This is a genomic window from Bradyrhizobium sp. WSM4874, from assembly GCF_055811835.1.
Genome location: NZ_JBVVPR010000149.1, coordinates 1 through 1,240 on the forward strand (window position 1 = coordinate 1; position 1,240 = coordinate 1,240).

1 protein-coding gene is annotated in these 1,240 nt (G+C 62.9%); it reads right to left on the reverse strand.

From position 1 onward, the window contains the following. Positions 1-477: 477 nt before the first annotated feature. On the reverse strand, positions 478-1,240 hold a 763-nt coding region (locus AC0L3P_RS39750; protein WP_473309433.1), incomplete at its 5' end, for an IS91 family transposase.

The window sequence follows — 1,240 nt, forward strand, 5'->3', positions numbered from 1 at the left end:
GATGATCTGGTCCAGCCGCGCCCGGAACAGATCGTTCGATCCCGTCGTCTTGTGCTTCTTCGGCCGCATCGTTCCCTCCGATGCACCACAGAATCATGGTCCGCAGCGAAAGGGAATCTGGAGGGTTCTGTGAGGTCGCGCTCACGCGAGGGCGCGGCAGGCGCTTGTGACGCGACCTCATTGAAGCCGGATTGAACGAAGGCGCGGGAGGTTATGCGCGGTTTTGCAGCTATGGGGATTGTTCAAGATCGGAAGGCCCGATCTGCTGGCTCGCCGCGTGTGGCAGAGACACGAGATGTGCGCATCGGGGAAGAGTTGAGATCAGATGCGCTTGGCTGGAGATCGCGATAGGCATTTTGTTGCATCGGACGGTTGTTGTCGCGCCGTGTGGCAGCACGGATTCGACAGCGTCCACGATGATCGAGGCGCTGGGAGCGGAATGACGAATAGCGATCGTTGTGCACGGCATGACTTGGCTCACGATGTATCGCACCGGAACGGGGATGTTTGAGGACTGGAGCGGTTGAAGCTGTGTCGAAAGCGCTCGACGATGCGCATGACGCCACCACAGTCAGGACAGGCGGGAGCCTTGGGCCACGTCAGAGCGTCCGACTCCACAGGCGACGGCTCGCCATCGTTTGGCGCTGTCCGCTCACGATCGAGAAGTTTGCGGCAGAGGGCGAGTTTGGCAGCGCGATGGCCGTTGGCCATGAAGCCGAAGTGGCGGATGCGATGGAAGCCATCGGGCAGCGTGTGAAGAAGGAAGCGGCGGATGAACTCGTCGGCCTTGAGCTTCATGATCTTTGTCGTGCCGTTCTGGCGGTAGTCCTTCCAGGTAAAGGCGACGTGATCCTGGTCGAGGGCTACGAGCCGGCTGTTGGCGATTGCAACGCGATGGGTATAGCGGCCGAGATAGGCCAGCACCTGCGCGGGGCCGCCGAACGGCCGTTTGGCGTAGACGACCCAGCTGATGCGCCGCATGGCGACGAGGTGAGCTGTGAAGGCAGCAGGCTCGGCCAGGGATGCGAGATCGCCGAAGAAGTTCAGGGTGCCGGCGTCGAAGGCAGCGGTCAGACGTTCGAGGAACAGGCGTCTGAACAGCCGGGCGAGCGGTTTGACGGCCAGGAAGAAGTTTGGTCGGCTGGCGATCCAGCGCGGCGCGCTATCGGGCGAGAGGCCGCCGCCCGGCACGACGCAGTGGACGTGGGGATGGTGCGTCAGCGCCTGCCCCCAGGTGTGG